This window comes from Roseateles saccharophilus, assembly GCF_004342485.1.
Classification (GTDB): domain Bacteria; phylum Pseudomonadota; class Gammaproteobacteria; order Burkholderiales; family Burkholderiaceae_C; genus Pelomonas; species Pelomonas saccharophila.
The window spans coordinates 66,287-87,096 of record NZ_SMBU01000014.1 but is presented as its reverse complement, the minus strand read 5'-3'; the positions used below and the strand labels follow the sequence as shown (position 1 = coordinate 87,096).

At 71.0% G+C, this 20,810-nt stretch carries 23 protein-coding genes; 16 read left to right on the top strand and 7 right to left on the bottom strand.

The features are described from left to right. Window positions 1-15: 15 nt before the first annotated feature. The 3 genes from EV671_RS13555 to EV671_RS13545 are packed head-to-tail and all read left to right on the top strand — an operon-like array spanning window position 16 to window position 3,575. Window positions 16-387, top strand: a complete 372-nt coding sequence (locus tag EV671_RS13555) for a response regulator transcription factor (protein WP_132572276.1) — start codon at window positions 16-18, stop codon at window positions 385-387. A gap of 21 nt (window positions 388-408) precedes the next feature. Next, entirely contained in the window at window positions 409-2,997 is a 2,589-nt protein-coding gene (locus EV671_RS13550; protein ID WP_243655713.1) for a PAS domain S-box protein, read from the top strand. Beyond that, window positions 2,994-3,575: an HD domain-containing protein gene (locus tag EV671_RS13545; RefSeq protein WP_132572273.1), complete on the top strand. Its 582-nt coding sequence runs from the start codon at window positions 2,994-2,996 to the stop codon at window positions 3,573-3,575. The genes EV671_RS13550 and EV671_RS13545 overlap by 4 nt, the downstream gene beginning before the upstream one ends. Window positions 3,576-3,578: 3 nt before the next feature. On the opposite strand, the gene EV671_RS13540 is transcribed toward EV671_RS13545, so the two are convergent. From EV671_RS13540 to EV671_RS13525, 4 genes are read right to left on the bottom strand one after another with little or no spacing between them, the layout of a single operon-like run. Then, a complete protein-coding gene (locus tag EV671_RS13540; protein ID WP_132572270.1) occupies window positions 3,579-3,971 on the bottom strand; it encodes a DUF1801 domain-containing protein in 393 nt (130 codons plus the stop codon). A 37-nt stretch (window positions 3,972-4,008) separates the two neighbouring features. Next, window positions 4,009-5,553, bottom strand: a complete 1,545-nt coding sequence (locus EV671_RS13535) for a tryptophan halogenase family protein (RefSeq protein WP_132572267.1) — start codon at window positions 5,551-5,553, stop codon at window positions 4,009-4,011. A gap of 2 nt (window positions 5,554-5,555) precedes the next feature. Continuing rightward, window positions 5,556-6,056, bottom strand: coding sequence for a PIN domain-containing protein (locus EV671_RS13530; RefSeq protein WP_132572264.1), 501 nt, complete (start codon window positions 6,054-6,056; stop codon window positions 5,556-5,558). Then, window positions 6,056-6,304, bottom strand: a complete 249-nt coding sequence (locus EV671_RS13525; protein WP_132572261.1) for a type II toxin-antitoxin system Phd/YefM family antitoxin — start codon at window positions 6,302-6,304, stop codon at window positions 6,056-6,058. Before EV671_RS13525 ends, EV671_RS13530 begins: the two co-directional genes overlap by 1 nt. Window positions 6,305-6,520: 216 nt before the next feature. On the opposite strand from EV671_RS13525, the gene EV671_RS13520 reads away from it, so the two are divergent. Continuing rightward, the gene (locus EV671_RS13520) at window positions 6,521-7,888 is read left to right on the top strand and encodes a cation:proton antiporter (protein ID WP_132572258.1); all 1,368 of its coding nucleotides are present in this window, start codon (window positions 6,521-6,523) and stop codon (window positions 7,886-7,888) included. A gap of 18 nt (window positions 7,889-7,906) precedes the next feature. On the opposite strand, the gene EV671_RS13515 is transcribed toward EV671_RS13520, so the two are convergent. Further along, window positions 7,907-8,989, bottom strand: coding sequence for a hypothetical protein (locus EV671_RS13515; protein ID WP_132572255.1), 1,083 nt, complete (start codon window positions 8,987-8,989; stop codon window positions 7,907-7,909). Between the two features lie 120 nt (window positions 8,990-9,109). Between EV671_RS13515 and EV671_RS13510 the strand changes: the two genes are divergently transcribed. The 3 genes from EV671_RS13510 to EV671_RS13500 are packed head-to-tail and all read left to right on the top strand — an operon-like array spanning window position 9,110 to window position 12,347. Continuing rightward, complete coding sequence (locus tag EV671_RS13510; protein ID WP_132572252.1) at window positions 9,110-9,778, top strand: response regulator transcription factor; 669 nt, start codon at window positions 9,110-9,112, stop codon at window positions 9,776-9,778. Further along, the gene (locus EV671_RS13505; protein ID WP_132572249.1) at window positions 9,775-11,127 is read left to right on the top strand and encodes an ATP-binding protein; all 1,353 of its coding nucleotides are present in this window, start codon (window positions 9,775-9,777) and stop codon (window positions 11,125-11,127) included. Before EV671_RS13510 ends, EV671_RS13505 begins: the two co-directional genes overlap by 4 nt. Further along, the gene (locus EV671_RS13500; RefSeq protein ID WP_132572246.1) at window positions 11,124-12,347 is read left to right on the top strand and encodes a PQQ-dependent sugar dehydrogenase; all 1,224 of its coding nucleotides are present in this window, start codon (window positions 11,124-11,126) and stop codon (window positions 12,345-12,347) included. The genes EV671_RS13505 and EV671_RS13500 overlap by 4 nt, the downstream gene beginning before the upstream one ends. A gap of 20 nt (window positions 12,348-12,367) precedes the next feature. Here EV671_RS13500 and EV671_RS13495 read toward each other — a convergent pair whose 3' ends face one another. Then, complete coding sequence (locus EV671_RS13495; protein WP_132572243.1) at window positions 12,368-12,859, bottom strand: MOSC domain-containing protein; 492 nt, start codon at window positions 12,857-12,859, stop codon at window positions 12,368-12,370. Between the two features lie 96 nt (window positions 12,860-12,955). Between EV671_RS13495 and EV671_RS13490 the strand changes: the two genes are divergently transcribed. The 9 genes from EV671_RS13490 to EV671_RS13450 all read left to right on the top strand — a co-directional run bounded on the left by EV671_RS13490 (window position 12,956) and on the right by EV671_RS13450 (window position 20,168). Further along, window positions 12,956-13,264, top strand: a complete 309-nt coding sequence (locus tag EV671_RS13490; protein WP_132572240.1) for a YlcI/YnfO family protein — start codon at window positions 12,956-12,958, stop codon at window positions 13,262-13,264. Beyond that, on the top strand, window positions 13,261-13,581 hold the full coding sequence (locus EV671_RS13485) for a type II toxin-antitoxin system RelE/ParE family toxin (protein WP_132572237.1): 321 nt from the start codon (window positions 13,261-13,263) through the stop codon (window positions 13,579-13,581). Before EV671_RS13490 ends, EV671_RS13485 begins: the two co-directional genes overlap by 4 nt. 98 nt (window positions 13,582-13,679) lie before the next feature. Then, window positions 13,680-14,444 (top strand): tetratricopeptide repeat protein, encoded by a 765-nt coding sequence (locus EV671_RS13480; protein ID WP_132572234.1) that lies wholly within the window; start codon window positions 13,680-13,682, stop codon window positions 14,442-14,444. Between the two features lie 279 nt (window positions 14,445-14,723). Next, window positions 14,724-16,256 carry a Do family serine endopeptidase gene (locus tag EV671_RS13475; protein WP_132572231.1) on the top strand — a complete coding sequence of 511 codons (1,533 nt, stop codon included), beginning with the start codon at window positions 14,724-14,726 and terminating at the stop codon, window positions 16,254-16,256. Window positions 16,257-16,390: 134 nt separating this feature from the next. Beyond that, window positions 16,391-17,227, top strand: coding sequence for a nuclear transport factor 2 family protein (locus EV671_RS13470; protein ID WP_243655712.1), 837 nt, complete (start codon window positions 16,391-16,393; stop codon window positions 17,225-17,227). Between the two features lie 62 nt (window positions 17,228-17,289). Then, a complete protein-coding gene (sorA, locus tag EV671_RS13465; protein WP_132572225.1) occupies window positions 17,290-18,522 on the top strand; it encodes a SorA family sulfite dehydrogenase catalytic subunit in 1,233 nt (410 codons plus the stop codon). Between the two features lie 14 nt (window positions 18,523-18,536). Then, window positions 18,537-18,863 carry a SorB family sulfite dehydrogenase c-type cytochrome subunit gene (sorB, locus tag EV671_RS13460; protein ID WP_132572222.1) on the top strand — a complete coding sequence of 109 codons (327 nt, stop codon included), beginning with the start codon at window positions 18,537-18,539 and terminating at the stop codon, window positions 18,861-18,863. 113 nt (window positions 18,864-18,976) lie between these two features. Beyond that, window positions 18,977-19,294, top strand: a complete 318-nt coding sequence (locus EV671_RS13455; protein WP_243655711.1) for a hypothetical protein — start codon at window positions 18,977-18,979, stop codon at window positions 19,292-19,294. A 19-nt stretch (window positions 19,295-19,313) separates the two neighbouring features. Continuing rightward, entirely contained in the window at window positions 19,314-20,168 is an 855-nt protein-coding gene (locus EV671_RS13450) for a hypothetical protein (RefSeq protein ID WP_132572216.1), read from the top strand. 9 nt (window positions 20,169-20,177) lie between these two features. Here EV671_RS13450 and EV671_RS13445 read toward each other — a convergent pair whose 3' ends face one another. After that, on the bottom strand, window positions 20,178-20,792 hold the full coding sequence (locus EV671_RS13445; protein WP_132572213.1) for a glutathione S-transferase family protein: 615 nt from the start codon (window positions 20,790-20,792) through the stop codon (window positions 20,178-20,180). Window positions 20,793-20,810: the final 18 nt, after the last annotated feature.

Below are 20,810 nucleotides of genomic sequence, written 5' to 3'. Positions count from 1 at the left end.
CCCGAGGAACCCACCATGAAGCGCGTTCTCATCGTCGAAGACCAGGCCGACATCCGCAAGCTCATCCACATGACGCTGGAGTTCGAGGCCTACGAGATCCACGAGGCCGCCGACGGCGCCACCGGCCTGCGCCTGGCCCAGGCCCTGCGGCCCGACCTGATGCTGCTGGACGTGATGATGCCCGGCGAGCTCGACGGCCTGCAGGTCTGCCAGCGCATCAAGTCCGACCCCGAGCTGGCCCACATCAAGATCGTGCTGCTGACCGCCCGCGGCCAGGCCCGTGACCGCGAGGCCGGCGCCAAGGCCGGCGCCGAGGAATACCTGGTCAAGCCCTTCAGCCCGCTGCAGCTCATCGACACGATCGAACGCCTGACCGCGACGGCCTGACGCCCGCCGCAGGAGCCCGCCATGTCCCGCCCCGCCCTCACCCGGCTGCCGACACCGACGCGCTGGCGGCTGCGTCACCAGGTGCTGTGGCTGCTCGTCGGCGTGACGACGCTGGCCATGTTGCTGCAGTCGCAGATCTCCAGCCTGCATCTCTCCCGCGTCGCCAGCGACAGCGCCCAGCGCTGGGCCGAAGCCCTGGTGCACACGGTGGCGGCCGGCGCGGCGGCGCGGCTGGCCGCGCACGACGACGCCGGCCTGGAAAGCGGGCTGCGCGAGCTGGCCACGCTGCCCGGCGTCGTGCGCATCGAGGCCCGGGACGGCCAGGGCGGCCTGCTCGTCGGCCTGTCGGTGACGCCGGACCGCCGCGTGCTGTCCACCGCCCAGCCGCAGCCGGAGCAGGCCGGCCTGGACATGAGCTGGGCGCCGATCGGCCCCGGCGGGCGGGAAGGCAGCGTCGGCGTCGCCGTGACGCCGCAGCAGGAGCTGTTCAATCTCGACGCGTTGCGCTTCGACACCGTGCTGGCCATCGGCCTGAGCGGCCTGCTCAACATCATGGGTGCCTCGCTGCTGCTGGGCTGGACGCTGGCGCCACTGCAGCGCGTGGCGGCCTTCTCGCGCCGCCTGGTGCGCGAGCCCGGCGCCCGGCTGAGCGAGCGCGCCGGCAGCCGCGAGGTCAGCGATCTGTCCCACGCCCTCAACGAAGCCGCGCGGACGCTGGAGGAGCAGCATGCAGCGCTCGACTCGGGCGACCGCCACACCCAGGGCATCCTCGGCGCCGTGCCCGACGCACTGCTGGGCGTGGACGCCCGGGGCCGCATCCTCAGCGCCTCGCCGGCCGTCGCCAGCATCTTCGGCCGCGAACCGCATGACCTGATCGGCCGCCCGTTGACCGAGCTGCTGCCCGGCCTGGACGGCGAGGAGATGGCGCGGAGCACCCGCGAGGGCCTCTACATCCGCGCCAGCGCCACCCATCTGGCGCGCTTCTCCTGCGACGCGCTGCGCCATGGCGGCACGCCCTTCCCGGCCGAGGTGTCGCTGGCCCTGCTGGACCCGCTGCCGGGCGACACGGCCGAGGGGCTGCGCTATGTCTGCGCCGCGCGCGACCTGACCGACCAGCGCATGCTGGACGCGATGCTCAACCTCTATGTGCGCGCCCTGGAGTGCAGCGCCAATGGCGTCGTCATCTCCGACCTCGGCCTGCCCGGTCGGCCCGTCATCTACGCCAATGCCGCCTTCAGCCGCATCACCGGCTACGACCGCCACCGCATCATCGGCCGCAGCTGCGACATGCTGGAGGGCGACGACGGCGGCCAGGCCGAGAGCCAGGCGCTGCGCGAGGCCATCGCGGCCGGCCACAGCATCACCGTCGTGCTGCGCCACTACCGCGCCGACGGCAGCCTGTTCTTCGACGAAGTCTCCGTCGCCCCCGTGTTCGACGACCAGGGCGTGCCGCACCACTATGTGTGGATCCTCAATGACGTGACCGAACGCGAGCGCACGCGCCTGGCCGTCGCCGAGCGCAATGCGCGGCTCAACGCGGTGTTCGACCTCAGCCCCGACGGCTTCGTCGTGTTCGACCGCGAGGGCCAGCTCGTCTACGGCAACCAGGCCTTCCTGGCGATGACGGGCTGGAGCGGCCAGGCCCTGGCCGAGGGCCTGAGCCTGGCCGAGTTCGACCAGCGCATGGCCGCGCTGTGCGCCGCCGACTCACCCTACCCGCCCACCCTGCTCGCCGCGGACGCCAGCGAGAGCGTGCAACTGCTGCAGCTCTTGCGGCCGCGCCCGCGCGCGCTGACCCGGCTGACCCGCCACAACGCCGGCGGCCAGAGCGAGTCCATCCTCTACTTCCGCGACGTGACCTACGAGACCGAGGTGGACCGCATGAAGAGCGAGTTCCTGACCACGGCCGCCCACGAGCTGCGCACGCCCATGGTCAGCGTGTTCGGCTTCACCGAGCTGCTGCTGCAGCGCCCCGTTCCAGAAGGGCGCCGGCGCGACGTGCTGGAGACCATCCACCGCCAGGCCTCGCTGCTGATCACGATGATCAACGACCTGCTGGACCTGGCGCGCATCGAATCCCGCCAGGGCCGCGACCTGCACCGCGAGCATGTGCCGCTGGGCGAGCTGGTGAGCGACACGGCGGCGCGCATGACCGGCGCGCTGAGCGGCCACGAACTGCGCATCGCGCTCGAGCCCGCCCATGCCGCCACGGCGCTGTGGGCCGACGCCGCCAAGACCTCGCAGGCCCTGACCAATGTGCTGTCCAACGCGATCAAGTACTCGCGGCCCGGCAGCGTCGTGCGCGTCTCCAGCCGCACCCGCGACGGCCGCATCGGCATCGCCGTCAGCGACCAGGGCATCGGCATGACGCCGGCCCAGCTGGCGCGGGTCTTCGAGCGCTTCTACCGCGCCGACCCGAGCGGCAACATCCCGGGCACCGGCCTGGGCATGAGCCTCGTCAAGGAGATCGTGGAGCAGCAGGACGGCGAGGTCGAGATCCGCAGCGAGGCCGGCATCGGCACGGTCGTGACGCTGTGGCTGCCCTGCGTCGGCGATGGGGCCGACGCCGCGGCGCAGAATCGGCAGCCATCGACCCCGGAGCCGCCATGACCGCACGCGCCCGCTTCACCCGCATGGACGAGAGTAGCCAGGAGGACTGGCGCCGCATCGTGCCCGAGGCGATGAAGATGGCCCGCCACCTGCCCGACCGCGTGCTCGAGCACCTGCGCCTGCTGGACGGCGACTTCGGCGGCTTTCCCGTCGACCGGCTGACCCACTGCCTGCAGACCGCCACCCTCGCCCACCACGACGGCCGCGACGAGGAATATGTCTGCTGCGCGCTGCTGCACGACATCGGCGACACGCTGGGCAGCTACAACCACGCCGACATCGCGGCCGCCATCCTCAAGCCCTTCGTCAGCGAGGAGAACCTCTGGATGGTGCAGCAGCACGCCATCTTCCAGGGCTACAACTTCTTCCACCACATCGGCCTGGACCGCAACCTGCGCGAGCAGTTCCGCGGCCACCCGCATTTCGAGCGCACCGCCGAGTTCGTCGAGCGCTACGACAACCCGGCCTTCGACCCGCAGGCCAAGGCCCTGCCGCTGGCCTTCTTCGAGCCCATGCTCAGAAGGCTGATGGCCCAGCCGCGGCAGTCGATCTACAAGGCCGCGATGGCGGCGCCCTGACGCCTATTTTCCGGCCGCCTGGTTCAGCGCCACGGCGGCGCGGAACAGCGCCTTCAGCGCGGCCTCGTCCAGCCTGTCGCCCTCGCGGAAGTCGATGGCTCGGCGCACATTGCCGTCCAGGCTGGAATTGAAGAGCCCGGCCGGGTCGGCCAGCGCAGCACCCCTGGGGAAGGTCATCTTCACGACGCTCTTGTAGGCCTCGCCGGTGCAGACGATGCCGTCGCACGACCAGACCGGGTTGCTCCACTTCCACTCCTCGACGATGCCGGGGTCAGCCTCGAGGACGAGGGCGCGCAGTGCCGCGAGCATCTGGCCGCGCCAGCCGCCCAGGCTCGCGATGCGTTCGTCGATCAGGGCCGAGGCCGGCGGGGTGTTGGCGGAGGGGCTCTTGCTCATGGGTGACCTGCAGTGGCGCAGCCGGGGAGTCCGCAGCCTAACGCAGCGGCGCGCCGGTGAGCTGGCGGATCAGCGCGCTGTGGCTGGGCAGGTCGACGAGGGCGCGCTCGGTGAAGCGCTGGATCTTGGCGAACAGCCGGTTCGCCTCCTCGACCTGAGTGAAGTCCGCGCGGCCCGCGCCGAGGTCGGTCGAGAAGCCCATGCCGTACAAGATGTACTGGTAGTTGAAGAAGGCGAAGGTCTCGGTATCCAGCCCGAAGTCGAAGCGCCCCGGCGGGCGCAGCCGCCACTGCTCCAGCAGCTCGGCCAGGCGCTCCGGGATGGTGGCCGGAGCGGCGTTGTCGCGCCAGAACGGCTCCCGCCGGCCACTCAGGCAATAGTGCAGCTTCAGGAAGTTGATGATGTTCTCGAAGCGCGCCGTCATCAGCTCGTTGAAGCGCCGCGCCGGCGCCTCCATCGGGCCGCTGTGCGGCACCATCTCGGCGATCATGCCGACGGCTGCCTCGATGAGCACGAGGCCGGTCGACTCCAGCGGCTCCAGGAAGCCGGCCGACAGGCCGACGGCGACGCAGTTCTTCACCCACTGGCGCTCGCGGTAGCCGGGCGCAAAGGGAATGCTGCGCAGCGCGACCTCGCCCGCGCCTGCGCCGGCATGGCGGCGCAGGATCTCGGCCGCGCGGTCGTCGCCGAGGTGGTCGCTCGAATAGACGCAGCCCAGGCCGCGCGCACCGTTCAGGCCGATGTCCCAGATCCAGCCCGCCTCGTGGGCGGTGGCGATGGTGCAGCTCTCCATCACCGCGTCGTCGGCATTGACGGGGAGCTTGCAGGCCAGCGCGCGGTCGGCGAACAGGATGCCGCGCGCGGACTTCAGCTGGGCGCCCAGCGCGCGGCCGATCAGCTCGGCCCGGAAGCCCGTGCAGTCGATGTAGAGGTCGGCCTGCAGGCGGCCCAGCTCGGGCGTGTCGACATGGGCGATGGCGCCCGTGGCGTCCAGGCCCGCCTGGGTCACGGTGCCCTGCAGATGGCGCACGCCGAGCTGGCGGGCATGCTCGGCCAGCAGCCGCGCCAGCTTCAGCGCGTCGAAGTGGTAGGCGTAGTTCAGCGGCGCCGTGTAAGGCGCCTCGTGGGCCCGCCGCGGCGCCCGCTGCGCCTCGGCCACGCGCTGCTGGATGGTCAGCGCCTGCGCGAAGGGCAGCCGCGTGGCCTCGTCCTGCAGCAGCCAGTAGGGCACGAGGTTGAGCCCTTCGGCATAGAACGGCGCCTCGAAGGGATGGAAGAAGTGGCGGGACTCGCCGCCTACGGGCGTGCGCGCCCAGTCGACGAAGCGTATGCCCTGCTTCAGCGTCGCCGCGGTCTCGCGGATGAAGCGCGCCTCGTCGATGCCGAGGAACTGCAGCGTCGTGCGTATCGTCGGGAAGGTGCCCTCGCCGACGCCGATGACGCCGATGTCGGGCGACTCCAGCACCGTCACTTCGAGATGGCTGCGCTCGCCCAGGCGCAGGGCCTTGGCGAGGTAGGCGGCCGTCAGCCAGCCGGCCGTGCCGCCGCCGACGATGAGGATGCGTCGCTGCGTCGTCGACATGCCTAGATTCGTACGTAGAGGTTCTTCAGCCAGACATGGCCGGCCTGGGTCGCCTGGCCCCAGTCCTCGTCCTCGTCGCCGGCCGGCACGGCGCTCTGCCCCGAGGGGTTGAGCAGCTTCACGCGGCCGGCGCGGAACGAGGTGACGCGGCGCGTCACCAGCGTGAGCCCGTGCTCCAGCGCGGTGGCGGCGAGCAGGCCGTCGCGCGTGTTGGCATAGGGCAGCTGGGCGCGGCGGCGCACGACGGCGGCATCCACGGGCAGCACGCGCCCGTCGAAGGCCGGCACCACATGGCCGTCAATCCATTCACGCACCACGAGGCCCGCGGTGCGGTCCTTGCGGCCCAGGCGCGCGGCCGCGTTCTCGATCTCCAGCAGGTTCAGCGCGGAGATGAAGAGCTTCTGCCGCGCGATGCCGGCGGCCCAGGCCGCGAGGCCGGCGTCGGCCTGGCCGGCCTTGGCCTTGCGCAGCTCCAGCACGATGCCGGTGTCGAGCAGGTACATCAGTCGACCTTCTCGCGGTGGTCCCAGGCGCCGTCGGAGGCGTCGCCCGCATCCAGCTCGACGAGCTGCGGCATGGCCAGCACCTCGAGGATGCTTTCGCCCTCGCCCGTCAGGCGGCGGTAGTCCGCGATGCTCATCAGCACATGGGTGGGCCGGCCCCGGTCGGTGATCAGCACCGGCTCGACGTTGGCCGCGCGCTTGGCGAGGCTGACATCGCGGTTGAACTCACGGCTGCTGAGGAGCTTCATCGTGGTCGAGAATGTACATATGTACCTACAAGACCACAACCTCGACGCAGGTACATAGGCCCGCCGCGGCTCACCCGTATGGACAGCCGGAAAGCCGCTGGCACAGTGGGCGGCGGCAGGTCGGCAATCGGACCGGCCGACGAGAGACAACGCTGACATCGCCGCCGGCCGGAGCGCCGGCGCGACAGCGGCCACGACGCAAAAGACCCGGAACCCATGGACAACTTCAACCTGCTGGAGCTGCTCGGCGATGTCTTCGCCAAGCACGGCCCCGCGGCCCCGGCGGCCGCCCAGACCTATTCGCCCGCCGACTTCAGCGTGCACTTCTTCCTGCAGCTGGCGCTGATCCTGCTGAGCTGCCGCGTCGTCGGCTGGGCAGGCCGGCGCTTCCTCGGTCAGCCGCAGGTGGTGGGCGAGATGATTGCCGGCGTCCTCCTGGGCCCGTCGCTGCTGGGCCTGCTGCTGCCCGGGCTGCAGGCCACGGTCTTTCCCAGGGAAATGAAGAACGTGCTCTATGCCGGCTCGCAGCTGGGCGTGGGCCTGTACATGTTCCTGGTGGGCACGACGCTGCGGCTGGACCATTTCCAGACCAAGGCCGGGAGCGCGCTGGGCGTGTCCATGGCCGGCATCGCGGCGCCCTTCTTCATCGCCTTCCTGATCACGCCGGTGCTGCTCGGCGTCCCGGGCCTGTTCGCGCCTGGCATCTCGCCGGCCAATGCCACGCTGTTCATGGGCGCCTGCATCGCGCTGACGGCCTTCCCGATGCTGGCCCGCATCATCAACGAGCGCGGCCTGGCTGACACGTCGCTGGGCACGCTGTCGCTGACGGCGGGCGCCTTCGACGACGCGGTGTCCTGGTGCGTGCTGGCCCTGGTGCTGGCCGCCTTCGGCGCCGGCCCCGGCGTGGCCGTGCTGGCCATCGGCGGCGGCGTGCTCTATGCCGCCTTCATCCTGCTGTTCGGCCGCCGGCTGCTGGCGCCGCTGGGTCGCATCGTCGAGCGCGAGGGCGGCATGAGCACGACGGTGCTGGGCATCACGATGGCGCTGTTCTGCCTGTCGGCCTTCGTGATGGACGCGGTCGGCATCCACTCCATCTTCGGCGGCTTCATCCTCGGCGCCGTCATGCCGCGCGACCTGTTCGCGGCCGAGCTGAAGAAGAAGGTCGAGCCGCTGGCCGTCGTGCTGCTGCTGCCGATGTTCTTCACCTACTCGGGCCTGAACACGCGGCTGGACATGATCAATTCCATGCAGCTGCTGCTGATCGCGCTGGGCGTGCTGGCGGCCTCGGTGCTGGCCAAGTTCGGTGCCTGCTACCTGGCCGCGCGCATGGCGGGCGAGGACCAGCGCACCGCCTTGGGCATCGGCGCGCTGATGAACTCGCGCGGCCTGATGGAGCTCATCATCATCAACATCGGCCTGCAGAAGGGCATCATCGGCCCGGCCCTGTTCTCGATGCTGGTGCTGATGGCCGTCATCACGACGATGATGGCCAGCCCGCTGTTCGAGCTCGTCTACGGCCGCAGGGCGCGCGCCAGCGGCGAGCTCGAAGCCGTCGGCGGCAGAGCGGCCGGCAGCACGGCCTGAGCCCTTGCGGGCGCGCCGTCAGCCGGCGTGGCCGCCCCAGTGCGCCGCGATGACGGCCGCCAGCGCCACCAGGGCCGCAGCGGTCGGCACGAGCAGATGGAAGCCGAGGCCCAGCCTGGCGAGGAGGCGGTAGCGGCGGGCCGTGCGGTTGATCTTGTCGACCCGCACGACCAGGCCGCCAAGATTCTTGCCCTCGTCACTCGCGGCCTCGCCGGCCTGCTCCCTGAACCTTTCGACGTGCTGCGCCAGCGCGGCCATGGCGGCGTCCCGCTCGCCGTGCAGTTGCCTGACGTGCTGGTCGGCCACATCGATCGCCGCGTCCTGGGCAAAAGCGACACCGCCACCCGTCCCGTGCACCAACACGCAGGCCTGCCGGGCCGCAAAGGCCTCGCGCTCGGCCACTGCCAGGTCCACCGCCCGCCCGGCCGCGGGCGTCCAGAGGTGATCGGGATACCACGCCGCCAAGCCCCGGCTGAGCAAAGCCTGCCGGCGGCGCAGGATCAGCTGCCCGGCCTCGACGCGCAGCTGTTCCGGCTCCACCGAAAAGACCCTGAGACAGCCCTGCTCGTCCTCGCCCTCCAGCAGTTCCGACACGTCGAACAGCCCGGCGAGATAGGGCAACCGGGCCTGCTCCACGATGGTCTCCAGCGCGTCTTCGACCAGGCGCCGGTGGCTCATCATGCGGTCCACCAACATGGCGCGCAGCTGGATCAGGGCGTCCACCACCTCCTCGAACCTCGTCTGGATCGCGTCTTTGGACAGGCTGTACAGCGCCCAGCCCTGCACCAGCCGGAACAACAGCGCAGCGGCCAGGACGCCCAGGAACAGGATCCTGTGCTCGCCTTCGATGTCGATCTTGACGCCCAGGACTTCCATCTCCTTCGGCGCGTTGGCGGCCACCGCCAGCAGGAAGAAGCCGGCCGCCATCATGACGGTCTCGATCCATTCGCTCGATCGCTCGACCATCTCCTGCAATTTCTCGCAGACCTCGCCGAGGGCGCGCTCACCGGCCTTGAATGCCGCGCGGTCCTTCCTGCTGGCTGACTTCTCCATGCTCATCGATGCTCCCCTTGCCTCGAATGGATCGTTGATCGGCAGCACGGCGGTCGCCGCAGCCGCGGCGCATGCTAGGCCGCCCGCACCCGCTGCCGACGTGCACATTCACATGGGCCGGCGCAGGCGCTGCCAGAATCGCCGTCGCCATGCCCCTGCCCGCCGACGATGCGCCTCCTCCTCGTTGAAGACGACCCCATGATCGGCGAGAGCCTGCGCGAAGCGCTGCGCCGCCAGGGCTTTGCGGCCGACTGGGTGCGCGACGGCCTGGCGGCCGACGGCGTGCTGGCCAGCGGCGAGCGCTTCGACGCCGTGCTGCTGGACCTCGGCCTGCCCAGGCGCAGCGGCGTGGACGTGCTGCGCACGCTGCGCGCGCGCGGCGACGCGACGCCCGTCATCGTGCTGACCGCGCGCGACGCCCTCGCCGACAAGGTCGCCGGCCTGGACGCCGGTGCCGACGACTACCTCGTCAAGCCCTTCGAGCTGGACGAACTGCTCGCGCGGCTGCGCGCCGTCACGCGCCGCCACGGCGGGCGCACCGACACTGCGCTGCAGGTGGCCGACCTGCGCCTGGACCCGGCCACGCGCGAGGTCACTCGAGCCGGCCGCCCCATCCTGCTGTCGGCGCGCGAGTTCGCGCTGCTGGAGGCGCTGCTGGAACGCCCCGGCGCCATCGTCTCGCGCGCCCAGCTCGAGGACCGCCTCTACGGCTGGGGCGAGGAGCTGGAGAGCAACGCGATCAGCGTCTACATGCACCAGCTGCGCAAGAAGCTGGGGGCCGATCTGCTGCACACGGTGCGCGGCCTGGGCTACTACGCCGGGCCTGAAAAGTCATGACATTGCTCGGCACCCTGCGCGGCCGGCTCTTCGCGCTGCTCGCGGCCCTCGGCGCCGTGACGGCCCTGGCCGTAGGCGGCGCCACCTACGTCAGCGTGCGCGCCGAGGCCGACGAGCTGTTCGACTATCAGCTGCGCCAGACCGCGCTATCGCTGCGCGACCAGGGCCGCGTCGCCCGCGACGAGGCCGCCGCGCTGGCCGACCCCAACTTCGACTACGTCGTGCAGATCTGGTCGCTGCAGGGCCTGGAGCTGTATTCCAGCCGGCCCCAGGGCATGACCGAGCCGCTGCCGGCGCGCGCGGTGCTGGGCTACTCCAACCTGCACCTGGCCGGCCAGGACTGGCGCGTGTTCGGCGCGGCCACGCCGCTGCGCGTCGTGCAGGTGGCCCAGCCCATCGCCGTGCGCCAGCGCCTGGCGGCCGTCGCAGCGCTGCGCAGCATCGTGCCCGTCGCCATCGCGCTGCCCTTCGTGGCGGCCCTGGTGTGGTGGCTGATCGGCGTATCGCTGGCGCCGCTGGCGCGCGTGGCCAGTGCGGCCGGCACACGCGGCGCCAATGCCCTCGACGCCCTGCCCACCGCCGGCCTGCCCGGCGAGGTCGGGCCGCTGGTGGACGCCTTCAACAGCCTGCTGGCCCGACTGGCCACGGCCTTCGACGCGCAGCGCAGCTTCGTCGCCGACGCCGCCCACGAACTGCGCACGCCGCTGACCGCGCTGAAGCTGCAGCTCGGCCTGCTGCGCGACTCCGCCCCCGGGCCCGAGCAGGACGCGGCCATCGCGCGGCTGCGCGGCGGCATCGACCGCGCGGTGCGCCTCGTCGAGCAACTGCTCGCGCTGGCCCGCGCCGAGCCCGGCGCCGCCGCACCCGTCGAAGGCCTGGACCTCGCCGACATCGCCCGCCAGGCCGTGGCCGACCTGCAGCCGCTGGCCGACAAGGCCGGCATCGCGCTGACCCTCGACGCGCCCGCGCCCCTGCCGCTGGAAGGCGACCCGCAGGCCCTGCGCAGCGCGCTGCGCAACCTCATCGACAACGCGGTGAAGTACGGCGCCCGCCACGTGCAGGTCGCGGCCCTGCGCGCGGCCGGCGCGCCGCTGCTGCGCGTGGACGACGACGGCCCTGGCATCCCGCTCGAAGCCCGCGAGCGCGTCTTCGACCGCTTCCAGCGCGGCGAGAGCGCCGGCACCGAAGGCAGCGGCCTGGGCCTGGCCATCGTGCAGGCAGCTGCGCGGCAGCAGGGGGCGAGCGTGAGGCTCGACACCTCGCCGCTGGGCGGGCTGAGGGCGGAGATCCGCTGGGCCCGGCACCGCCCCGAGCTTGCCGCAGCCCAAAGCCCCCCCACGCCGCCATGACGCGTTTTCTCGCCCGCGCCCGCACGGCCGCGCTGTGCCTGATGACCGCACTGGCCACCCAGGGCCATGCCGAGCGCGCCGCGTACCGGACGCAGGGCCGCTGCGACGACCTGCCGGCCATCACCTCGCTGACCGTTGCGCCGGGCTTCTGCCTGGCGCTGGCGGCCAAGGACCTGGGCCGGCCGCGCGGCGTCCTCGCCCTGGACGGCGCGCGGCTGCTGGTGACCGACATGGGCGGCTGGGACGCCGGCCACGGGCGGCTGCTGGCGCTCACGCGCAAGCCCGGCCAGCCGTTTCAGGTGGACGTGCTGCTCACGGGGCTGAACCGCCCGCATGCCATCCGGCGCGATGCCCAGGGGCGCATCCTGCTCGCCGAGGCCCACCAGATCAGCCGCGTCGAGCTGCCCGCAGCAGGCCGGCCGGCCCGGCTGCATCCCCTCATCACCGGCCTGCCGCAACAGGGTCGCCACCCGCTCAAGACCTTCGTCATCGATGCCGACGGCACGCTTTGGCTCAACCAGGGCGCCCCGTCCGACCATTGCGAGGCCTTCGATGGCGTGGCCGCGGGCGATGCCCAGGGCTGCGGCCAGACCGGCGGCACTGCGCCCTGGGCCGCGGTGTGGCGCTACAGCCCCAGGGCCGGCACGGCCGACGCCTGGGAAGGCCACGCCTACGCCTGGGGCCTGCGCAACTCCATGGGGCTGGCTGTCCACCCCGACAGCGGCCAGCTCTGGCAGGCCGAGAACAGTCGCGACGCCCTGGCGGACGGCAGCTACGCGCCGGACACACCCCCCGACGAACTCAACCGTGTCGAGGCCGGGCGCCATTACGGCTGGCCGCACTGCACCGGCACCGATGTGCTGGACACCAGTTTTGGCGCACGCAGCTGCGCGGACTATGCAGCCCCTGCAAAGCTGATCCCGCCGCATGCAGCGCCGCTCGGCATGCTGTTCTACGGGCCAGCTGCGCCGGCCGCATGGCGCGGTGCGCTGGTCATGGCCTGGCATGGCTACCAGCCCGGCGGGCACCGGCTGATGGCCTGGCATTTCGACGCCCGGCACCAACCCACGGGCGAAGCCCAGCCGCTGATCAGCGGCTGGGCGGCTCAGCCTGGCCGCCATCCCATGGGCGCGCCGGTCGACCTGGACCAGGACGCGCAAGGCCGCCTCTGGATCACCGAGGACCGCAACGGCACGCTGCTGGTGCTGGTGCCGCGCTGAGAACCTTGGCTTTCAAGCTCTCAGCCCGGCCGCACCACGTCGCCCACACGCAGCAGGCCGCCTTCGAGGATGCGCGCCGTCATGCCGCCATGGCCGCGCATCGCCGCGTAGCCGCCGGGGCCGACGACCTCCTCCATGCGCGAGCAGGGCGCGCAGGGCCCGACGATCTGCAATAGCGCCTCGCCCACACGCAGCGTCTGGTTCTTCAGCGACAGCAGGTTGATGCCCGACACGACGAGGTTGCGCCGCAGCCCGACCGGGTCGACGGGCGCGCTACGCGCGAACGCCGCGATCAGCGGCAGATGCTCCTGCTGGATCAGCGTGACCTGCCGCGTCGACAGCTCCGCCTCGCCCCGCCGCCCCAGCCGGTCATCCGCCAGGCCGATGCCGGCCAGGGCCTGGGTCTGCTCGACACGACGCGCCGGCTCGCGCGGCGCGCCGCGGACGATGATGGCTTCGAGCCGGCCCTGGATGTGCGCGGGCGGGGTGTTGAGGTCGCGGATGGTTTTCATGGGCGGGACGCTAGCTCAGCCCGCCTGCGCACGCCCACGGCGCCGCGAAGCACTCCTCTGTTTGAGCATGTATATCAACTGCTATACGATGACGCCATGAGCCGCTCCGCGACCTTGCCCCCCATCCGTGTCGAGCCCGAGACCAAGGCCAGCCTGGAGGCCGTGCTGCGCGAAGGCGAATCGCTCACGCAGTTCATCGAGGCGGCCGTCTGCAGGGAGGTCGAGTTCCGCGCCGAGCAGAACGCGGCGATTGCCCGAGCCAGGAAGGCCCTGCGCCAGGTCGACAAGGGTGCCGGCCTGATGACGGCCGACGACTTCCTGGCCGGCATGCAGCAGCGCGCCAAGGCTGCACAGGGTCGCATCCGCGCGGCGGTGGTGGCCAAGAACAGGCAGGCCGCCGGTTGAGCGCCGGGTATCGGCTCATCCCCACCGTCACGTTCCAGCAGGACGTCGAGCGCCTCGAGGAACACATCATCCAGCGCGAGCTGGCCAGCGACACGCCGGACGAGACCTGCATCTTTCGGTTCCACGACGCGCTGGCGCGCGCCATGGGCATCCTCTCGTTCGCGCCCCACACCTGTCGCCGATGTGAAGCGCACAGGGAATTCCGGGAATTGATCGTTCCCTTCGGCCACGGCGGCTGCGTCGTGCTCTTCGCGATTCGCGAGCTGCAGGTCTTGCTGCTTGCAGCCAGGGACCAGCACGAGAACGACTACCGTTGAACGAGGCCGGCGCGACCGCCTCAAATCGGCCAGGTACGGCCGGTCGCCAATGGCCGCCTTCGGATAGGCTATTAACAAACAAGCCAGGGAGGGACGAGATGAAGTATTTGATCGCGCTAATGGTGGGTGTTGCGGCGCTGTTTGCCGGTGCCGCTCACGGCGAGGGCGCGCCGCCGAAGGTTTCCGAAGAGGACAAGGTCGTCCAACCCCTCTTTGACAGCGCGGTGCCGCTCGTGCGCAGCCGGCGCTACGCCGAAGCCGTCGCGGTTCTGGACCAGGTGATCGGCATCTACGAGCAGCGGTACAACGCAGACAAGACCCGGTATTTCTGCGCCCGCACCAAGGAAGAGACGCTTCTCTATCTGTTCGAAGCGGCGGCTGCCAAGGACGGGAATTCGGCGGTGGTGGTGTCCATGAACTGGGCCAGCGCGCACTACATCAAGGCCTATTCGCTGATCGAGTTGGGGCGCCTCCAGGAAGCCAAGGCGAGCCTGCAGAAGGCGGTTCAACTGTCGCCCCAGAACTCGCGATTCCTGTCCGAGCTGGCCCACGTCTATCAATCCGAAAAGGACTGGTCCCAAGCGCTCAAGACATTCGAACTGGCCGCGGCGGCCAAGGACTTCTCTCCTCCGGATCAAAAGGACGCCGATCTGGCGCGCGCGTGGCGAGGCATGGGTTTTGCGTACGTGGAACTGGATCGCCTCGATGACGCTGAGAAGACTTACCTGAAGTGCCTGGAGCTGAACAAGAACGACTCGGCCGCGGCAAACGAACTGCAGTACGTGCGCGCGCAGAAGGGCAAGCGGCCCGCGGCGATTTCCGGGGCCGCTGGCGTGGCGGTGCCGCAGACGGCAGCGAGGTAGCGAAGCGAAACGCCTGGCATCGGGCCCTTTCACTCGGAAGGATGCTCCATGACCCTGCACAAATCCGATGAGCGTTGGTACTTCCCATCGTGGCATCTCCTTCTGCCTGAGCAGTGGTTAGTGTGTTGCGTCGACCGGTTGAATCCGCCGTCGATAGCCGCCCCAAACACCCTCAGCCTCCTAACTTTCACCTCACCTTCCCCTCACCCAGCCCTCACCCACCCTTCCTAGAGTCCTCCTCATCGGCTGCACCGCAGCCTCAGCCCCAAGGAGCACTCGATGACCCAGACCACCAAATTCGCGCTGACCGCCACTGCGGCGGCCCTGCTGGGCGCGGGCATGACGCTGACCACCACCGCCTCCGGCTGGACGCTGCCGGCCTGGCTGCAGAACAAGGCGCCCCTTGCCGCGCCGCTGGCCGGCGACGCCAGCCCCGGCAGCACCGCCACCACTGCCCCCGCCGCCGTGGCGGCGCCGGCCGCCGCGTTGCCACCCGCCCAGCTGCCCAACTACCGCGCCATCGTGCAGACCCAGGGCCAGGCCGTCGTCGGCATCACGGTGGCCGGCCTGCACAAGGTGGACGGCCCGGCCGTCGCCGACGGGCAGGGCGGCATGGACGAGGACCCCTTCTTCCGCTTCTTCCGCGGCATCCCGGGGCTGCGCATGCCGCAGCAGATGAACCCGGGCGCCCAGCCCTTCCGCGGCCAGGGCTCGGGCTTCATCATCAGCAGCGACGGCCTGATCCTGACCAATGCCCACGTCGTGCGCGACGCCAAGCAGGTCACCGTCAAGCTCAGCGACCGGCGCGAGTTCTCGGCCCAGGTGCTGGGCAGCGACCCGGCCACCGACATCGCCGTGCTGCGAGTGGATGCCAAGGGCCTGCCCACGGTGCAACTCGGCGATTCGCGCCAGGTGCAGGTGGGCGACTATGTGCTGGCCATCGGCGCGCCCTATGGCTTCGAGCAGACGGCCACGCAGGGCATCGTCAGCGCCAAGGGCCGCTCGCTGCCGGGCGAGAGCGTCGTGCCCTTCATCCAGACCGATGCGGCCGTGAACCCCGGCAACTCGGGCGGCCCGCTGTTCGACGCGGCCGGCCGCGTGGTGGGCGTCAACGCGCAGATCTTTTCGCAGAGCGGCGGCTTCCAGGGCTTGGCCTTCTCCATCCCGGTGGACGTGGCACTGAAGGTGAAGGACCAGATCGTCGCCCACGGCAAGGTCGAGCATGCGCGCCTGGGCGTGACGCTGCAGGACCTGAGTGCGCCGCTGGCCGCCTCCTTCGGCCTGGGTTCGCCCAACGGCGCGCTGGTGTCCAGCGTCGTGCCCGACAGCGCCGCGGCCAAGGCCGGGCTGAAGGCGGGTGACGTCATCACCGGCGTGGACGGCGAGGCCGTGCATGTGGCGGGCGACGTGTCCAGCCGCGTGGGCCTGGCCCGCCCGGGCGACAAGCTCAAGCTCGACATCTGGCGCGACAAGGCCGCGCACAGCGAGACGGTGTCGCTGGGCCATGCCGAGCGCGACGCCCAGGAGGCCAACGCGGCGCCGCAGGGCGGCTCGCTGGGCCTGGCGATGCGGCCACTGGAGCGCGCCGAGCTGAACCAGGCCGGCCTGGACCACGGCCTGCTGATCGAGCGCGTGGCCGGCCCGGCCCAGCTGGCCGGCGTGCAGCCCGGCGACGTGCTGCTGGCGCTGAACGGCCGGCCGGTGCAGAACGTCGAACAGGTGCGCGAGGTGCTGAAGGGCAAACCCGCCCAGGTCGCCCTGCTCGTGGCCCGCGACGGCCAGCAGATCTTCGTGCCGGTGCGGCTCGGCTGACGCCGCGCGCCAGCCAGTCCGGCCCGACCCGGGGCCGCTTCAGCCCCGCGGCCCTGCGCTTCGTCGCATGCGCATGGCGCCGCGGGCGGGTGCTGGCGAGGATGCCCGCTCCAATCCCCACCGGAGCGACATCCTTGAACCCGTCTTCACGCCTTCTCGCGCTGGCCCTGGCCGGCCTCACCGGTCTGGCCGGCCAGGCCGCCCGCGCCGACGTTCAGGCCAGCGCCTCGCACGAGGCCCTGCTGGCCAGCCCCGATGCCCGCCTCGCCGCCAACAAGCGCCTGGTCTACGACTTCTGGCGCGAGGTGCTGGAGGGCGGCCATCTGGAGCTGGCCGACCGCTACCTCGCTGAGAGCTACATCCAGCACAACCCCAATGTGCCGACCGGGCGCGCCGGCTTCGTCGCCTTCTTCTCGCAGTTCGCCAAGCCGCACGACATCGCCCCGCGCGTGAGCGCGCCGTTGGTGTCCATCACGGCCGAGGGCGACCTCGTGACGCTGAGCTTCGTGGCCCGCCTGCCCGACCCCTCTGTGCCCGGTGCGAGCTACACCACGACGGCCTTCGACATGTTCCGCGTCGAGAACGGCCGCATCGCCGAGCACTGGGATGCCGCGCGCAAGCAGGGCGAGGCCGCAGCGCCGCGGGCCGAGGCTCGACCCGCCGCCCCAGCAGCGCCCGCGATGCAGGCCTACGCCGGCCACTACCTGATCGCGGCACCGGCGGCCAGCGACCAGCCGGCGCTGCCTGCCGGCACGCGGATCGACGTCATCGCCGAGGGTGACCACCTGCTGGTGGGCTTCGGCGGTCCCAAGGTCAGGGCCAGCCCGCCCGAGGCCTTCGAGCCCGGGGCAGCGGATGAGTTCGCGCAGGCCGGCTCCGAGGCCCGCGTGCGTTTCACGCGGGATGCGCAGGGCAGGGTCCAGCAGCTCCAGCTGACGGGCGGTGGCCTGAGCTTCACGGCGACGCGCTGACGGCGGTGGGCAAGGTGGCGGGAATGCGAAAGAATCCCGCCACCTCGGCCCCGGAGACCGCCATGCCCGACCACCCCGATCCCAGCCGGCTGAGCCGGCGCAGCCTCCTCGGCGCCACCGGCCTCGCGGGCCTGGCCGCACATCTGCCCGCCTGGGCCCAGGCCGGCGCGCCTCAAACCTTCACCCACCCCTTCGCCAACGGTGAGCGCCGCCTCGTCGCCTATCCCGAGAAGCGCCCGCTGATCGTGCTGAGCTCGCGGCCGCCGCAGCTGGAGACGCCCTTCGAGGTCTTCAACGACGGGCCGATCACGCCCAACGACGCCTTCTTCGTGCGTTATCACAACGCCGGCATCCCGACTTCCATCGATGCCGACACGCACCAGATCAAGATCTTCGGCAACGCCGTTGCCAAGCCCTTCGCGCTGTCGATGGCCGAGCTGAAGACCGGTTTCAGGCCGGTCGAGATCACGGCCGTCAACCAGTGCTCGGGCAATGGCCGGGGCCTGTTCAACCCGCGCGTCACCGGCGGCCAGCTGGCCAACGGCGCGATGGGCAATGCGCGCTGGCTGGGCGTGCCGCTGAAGGACGTGCTGGCCCGCGCCGAGCTGAAGAACACGGCCCGCCAGGTCACCTTCAACGGCCTGGACGAAGCGCTGTTCGGCGGCGGCGACTTCGTCAAGGCGCTAGACATCGCCCACGCGATGGACGGCGAGGTCATGCTGGCCTGGCAGATGAACGGCGCCGACATCCCCTTCCTGAACGGCTACCCGGTCAAGCTCATCGTGCCGGGCTATTACGGCACCTACTGGGTCAAGCACCTGAGCGAGATCGAGGTCATCGACTCGGTCTTTGACGGCTTCTGGATGAAGCCGGCCTACCGCGTGCCCGACAACGACTGCGCCTGCATCGAGCCCGGCACCACGCCGGCCGCCACACGGCCCATAGCCCGCTTCAACGTGCGCAGCTTCATCACCTCGGTGGCCGACGGCGCACGCCTGCCGGCCGGCGCGCCGCTGGCCGTGAAGGGCATCGCCTTCGACGGCGGCCAGGGCATCCGTGAGGTGGCCTTCTCCACCGACGGCGGCGCCAGCTGGCGCGCGGCAACGCTGGGCGCGGACCTGGGTCGCTACTCCTTCCGCGAGTTCCGCTTCGGCTTCACGCCTGCGCCGGGCCAGCACGACCTGCGCGTGCGTGCCTGGAACCGCTCGGGCCAGAGCCAGCCGATGGAGGCCCTGTGGCAGCCGGCCGGCTATATGCGCAACGTCGTCGAGTCCGTGCGCATCAGCGCCGTCTGAAGGGAGGCAAGACCATGAAGCTGCACCATCTCGCGCTCGCCGCCCTGCTCGTGCTGCCGGCCCTGCCCGCCGGCTCCGCGCCCAAGACCATCACGCTGCCGCCCGACGGCATCCAGCTCAAGGCCAGCGCCCTGCCCGGCTATGCCAAGGCCCAGGCCAACTGCGTGGCCTGCCACTCGGCCGAGTACATGGCCTACCAGCCACCCACCGCCGCGCGGCCCTACTGGGACGCGATGGTCAAGCGCATGAAGGGCGTGTTCAAGGCCCCCATCGCCGACGAGGACATGCCGGTCATCGTGGACTATCTGGTGAAGACTTACGGCAACGAGCAGCCGAAATAGCCGGGCTTCGGGCTTAGGCTGCGGGGCTTCATGAACCCGCGGCGGAGGCCGATCTGGAAGTCCTGCTTGAACTGCTGCTCGAACTGGTCTTCCAGGTCGTTGGCGAGGTGCTGGTGGAGCTCGGCCTGCACGCGCTGGCTGCACCGTTTCGCCGCCAGCCCAACGTCTGGTTCGCCGTCCTCGGCTATCTGGTGCTCGGAGCGCTGTTCGGCGCGCTGAGCCTGTGGCTGCTACCCCACCACCTGACGCGCGACGGCTGGCCCCGGCTAGTCAACCTCGTCTTCACACCGGTCGCCGCGGGGCTGGCCATGACGCTGCTGGGCCACTGGCGCGCACGCCGCGGCGACCCGGTGCTGCGCATCGACCGCTTCGCCTGTGGCTATCTTTTCGCGCTGGCCATGGCGGTGGTGCGGTTCAACTTCGCCCACTGAACCTCAACGCATTCGACTCATGACCACATCCCGCTGGGCCTTGGCAGCACTCGCCGCACTGGCCGGCGTCGTCGGCGTTTTCTTCTACGCGACGCGCACGCCAGACGACAAACCCGCTGCGCCGCCTGCCGCAGTCGCGGCATTGCCGCTGATGCTGCCCGCCGCTCCGGCCCAACCTGCTGCCGCATCGGCGGCTCTGCCCGCGGTCCAGAGCACGGCTCCGGCCCCGGCCGCAGTGCAGCGCGTGGGCTCCGAAGGCTATGGCCCGCACATCGAGCGCGCCTTCGTCGGCACCGATGCCGCCGACGCCTGGGAGGCCGTGAAATGGCTGCGGCTGTGTGCGTCGAACGAGGCACGCCGCAGCAGCTACGAGCAGGCGCGCGCCGTGGGCGTCGTGCCCGAGGTGATGACGCAGCTGATGCGCGAGGCCGACGACGAGTCGCGACGCTGCCAGACCGTCACCGCCCAGCACCAGGCCATGCTGGCCGGGCTGGCCTCGCGGGCCATGCGCGCACGCATCCCCGGCGCCGCCACGACCTATGCCGGTGCGGTGGTACCCGGCGAGCTGACGGCGGAGCAGCGGCGCGAAGTGGCGGATGCCATGCGCCAGGAGGCCAATGCCGGCGCGCCGAGCCTGCTGGACGCGGCGCTGTCGAACCGGGCCTGGGGCCTGACAGACGAGGAGCGGCTGAGTTATCTCTACGCCTTCACGCGGCTGTACGACAGCCACGCCGGCGCAGGCGCCACGGTGGAGGCCCTGATCAAGCAGGGGGCCGTGCCGTTCACCGCACCGCCCACGCCGGCGCAGATCGCCGCCGCCAAGCTGGCCGGGCAGCAAATCATTGATCTCGTCCGCCCGGACACCAAGCCTTAGGAAGCGCCTTCAGGGCATGCCGTTGCCGACGAACTCGGCAAAGCCGGACTTGCCACTCAGCCGCTGCAACCAGGCCTCCACGGCCGGCAGCGCAGCGCGCTCGATGGGCGCGTTCTTCCAGCGTTGCGCGGACAGGCCCAGCACGATGTCGGCCAGCGTGAACGCGTCGCCGGTGACGAAGGCGCCGGTACGGGCAAGTTGCGCGTCCAGCATGCCCATGTGGCGGTTCCAGCTCGCGACGCCGGCCTGAACGGCCTCGGGCGTGGCGGGCTGGCCGCGCACCAGGGCCATGAAGGCCACGCGCCAGCTGTTGTTGAGCTCGCCGGCCTGCCAGTCCATCCACTGCTCGACCCGGGCGCGGGCCTGCGGTTCGGCGGGCAGCAGCGCGGTCGCGCCGGCCTTGGCGGCGAGGAAGCGGCAGATGCTGTTGCTCTCCCACAGCGCGAAGTCGCCGTCGATCAGCACGGGGATCAGGCCATTGGGGTTGAGCGCCAGATAGCCCGGCTCCTGTGGCGAGCGAAAGCCCGCACCCCAGTCCTCGCGATCGAGGTCCAGGCCAAGCTGGGCGGCGGTCCACATGACCTTGCGGACGTTGATGGAGGTGAGGCGGCCGAGGAGCTTCATCGTTCGGTAGAGAGTGGG

Bases quoted from the DNA above. Each gene is read 5' to 3' on its own strand.
- EV671_RS13555 (WP_132572276.1), top strand. From the start codon at position 16: ATGAAGCGCGTTCTCATCGTCGAAGACCAGGCCGACATCCGCAAGCTC.
- EV671_RS13550 (WP_243655713.1), top strand. From the start codon at position 409: ATGTCCCGCCCCGCCCTCACCCGGCTGCCGACACCGACGCGCTGGCGG.
- EV671_RS13545 (WP_132572273.1), top strand. From the start codon at position 2,994: ATGACCGCACGCGCCCGCTTCACCCGCATGGACGAGAGTAGCCAGGAG.
- EV671_RS13540 (WP_132572270.1), bottom strand. From the start codon at position 3,971: ATGAGCAAGAGCCCCTCCGCCAACACCCCGCCGGCCTCGGCCCTGATC.
- EV671_RS13535 (WP_132572267.1), bottom strand. From the start codon at position 5,553: ATGTCGACGACGCAGCGACGCATCCTCATCGTCGGCGGCGGCACGGCC.
- EV671_RS13530 (WP_132572264.1), bottom strand. From the start codon at position 6,056: ATGTACCTGCTCGACACCGGCATCGTGCTGGAGCTGCGCAAGGCCAAG.
- EV671_RS13525 (WP_132572261.1), bottom strand. From the start codon at position 6,304: ATGAAGCTCCTCAGCAGCCGTGAGTTCAACCGCGATGTCAGCCTCGCC.
- EV671_RS13520 (WP_132572258.1), top strand. From the start codon at position 6,521: ATGGACAACTTCAACCTGCTGGAGCTGCTCGGCGATGTCTTCGCCAAG.
- EV671_RS13510 (WP_132572252.1), top strand. From the start codon at position 9,110: ATGCGCCTCCTCCTCGTTGAAGACGACCCCATGATCGGCGAGAGCCTG.
- EV671_RS13505 (WP_132572249.1), top strand. From the start codon at position 9,775: ATGACATTGCTCGGCACCCTGCGCGGCCGGCTCTTCGCGCTGCTCGCG.
- EV671_RS13500 (WP_132572246.1), top strand. From the start codon at position 11,124: ATGACGCGTTTTCTCGCCCGCGCCCGCACGGCCGCGCTGTGCCTGATG.
- EV671_RS13495 (WP_132572243.1), bottom strand. From the start codon at position 12,859: ATGAAAACCATCCGCGACCTCAACACCCCGCCCGCGCACATCCAGGGC.
- EV671_RS13490 (WP_132572240.1), top strand. From the start codon at position 12,956: ATGAGCCGCTCCGCGACCTTGCCCCCCATCCGTGTCGAGCCCGAGACC.
- EV671_RS13480 (WP_132572234.1), top strand. From the start codon at position 13,680: ATGAAGTATTTGATCGCGCTAATGGTGGGTGTTGCGGCGCTGTTTGCC.
- EV671_RS13475 (WP_132572231.1), top strand. From the start codon at position 14,724: ATGACCCAGACCACCAAATTCGCGCTGACCGCCACTGCGGCGGCCCTG.
- sorA (WP_132572225.1), top strand. From the start codon at position 17,290: ATGCCCGACCACCCCGATCCCAGCCGGCTGAGCCGGCGCAGCCTCCTC.
- sorB (WP_132572222.1), top strand. From the start codon at position 18,537: ATGAAGCTGCACCATCTCGCGCTCGCCGCCCTGCTCGTGCTGCCGGCC.
- EV671_RS13450 (WP_132572216.1), top strand. From the start codon at position 19,314: ATGACCACATCCCGCTGGGCCTTGGCAGCACTCGCCGCACTGGCCGGC.
- EV671_RS13445 (WP_132572213.1), bottom strand. From the start codon at position 20,792: ATGAAGCTCCTCGGCCGCCTCACCTCCATCAACGTCCGCAAGGTCATG.